This is a genomic window from Promicromonospora kroppenstedtii DSM 19349 (assembly GCF_000515355.1).
Taxonomy (GTDB): domain Bacteria; phylum Actinomycetota; class Actinomycetes; order Actinomycetales; family Cellulomonadaceae; genus Promicromonospora; species Promicromonospora kroppenstedtii.
The window spans coordinates 11,309-12,658 of sequence record NZ_KI911670.1 but is presented as its reverse complement, the minus strand read 5'-3'; the positions used below and the strand labels follow the sequence as shown (position 1 = coordinate 12,658).

2 protein-coding genes are annotated in these 1,350 nt (G+C 75.5%); both read right to left on the bottom strand.

Translation table 11 applies throughout. The features are described 5' to 3' along the window. A partial coding sequence (locus PROKR_RS32725) for a glycosyltransferase (protein WP_157602064.1) occupies window positions 1–696 on the bottom strand: 696 nt, incomplete at its 3' end. Next, window positions 696–1,350: lactonase family protein (locus tag PROKR_RS13415; RefSeq protein ID WP_157602063.1), on the bottom strand; the 655-nt coding region annotated here is incomplete at its 5' end. The genes PROKR_RS32725 and PROKR_RS13415, both read right to left, overlap by 1 nt.

The window sequence follows — 1,350 nt, the reverse complement described above, 5'->3', positions numbered from 1 at the left end:
GCGCTCGGCCGGGTCCACCCCGCACCGCGGCGGCGCGAACACCCCGAGGTCCACGCCCGGCTGCACCACGCGCACCAGCGCCGGGTCCGCCCGGTAGTCGCGCACGAGGTCGGCGGCCTCCTGGTCCGTGTTCGCGACCAGGGCGTCGGCCTCGGCGACCACCTGCTCCTCGCCGATGATCCGGCCCTGCGGCTCGGGCGCGTCACCCGGGGCGAGCGACGCGTTCTTGACGCGCGCCATGGTGTGCATGGTGTGCACCAGCGGCACGTCCCAGCGCTCCGCCGCGATCCAGCCCACCTGGCCCGACAGCCAGTAGTGCGTGTGCAGCACGTCGTACCAGCCCTCGGGGCGGTGCGCCTCGGCGCGCAGCACACCCGCGGCGAAGGCGCAGAGCTGCCCCGGCAGGTCGTTCTTGTCCAGCCCCTCGTACGGCCCGGCGGCCACGTGGATGACGCGGACGCCAGGTTCGGCGTCGGTCACCTTGGGCTGGGCGGACGACGTCGCCCGCGTGTAGATCTCCACCTGCGCGCCGCGACGGGCCAGCGCCTTGGACAGCTCCAGCACGTACACGTTCATGCCGCCGGCGTCGCCCGTCCCGGGCTGCTCCAGCGGTGACGTGTGCACCGAGACCATCGCGATCCGGAGCGGACGGGCGGCGTCCGGCTCGCCCAGATCGGGCGGCAGGCTGTCGCGCATCACGCCTCCAGGACGCACGCGGGCACGGGCAGCTCCAGCCGGTCGGTGATCTCGCCCTGGCCCGACGCGCGGTCCAACCGGACCGCGAGCAGCTCGTCGGTGTTCTGCGCCGCGACGACGACGAGCTCGCCGTCGGCCAGCACCGCGTGGTGGCGTGGCCAGGCGCCCGCGCCGAGGTCGACGTCGGCGACGTTCTCGATGGCCAGGTCAGCGGCGGCGCGCACCCGGAGCACCGACAGGACGTCCGGCCCGCGCACGCCCACGTGCACCAGGTCGCCCGCGACCGTGATGTGCGAGGGGTACCCGGGGGCGCCGTCGGCCATGGTGCGGGCGGTGATCGCCACCGAGCCGACGTGTTCCAGGCGGCCGGGCCCTGCCGGGACCAACACGTGAAGGCGGCAGTCCAGCTCACCGGCGAGCAGGATCGTGCCGTCGGGCAGCTCGACCAGGTGGCGTGGGCCGGTGCCGGGCGGCAGGACGGCGGCGACCTCGCCCTCGCCGGAGCCGTCCAGCGGGTAGGTCCGCAGCTCGTCGGTGCCGAGGTCGGCGACGAGCACGCGGTCGCCCCACACGTGCACGAAGTGGGCGTGCGGCCCCTCCTGCCGGTCGGTCACCGGGCCGGTGCCCGCGTGCGGGAAGGTCCGCGGCTCGCCG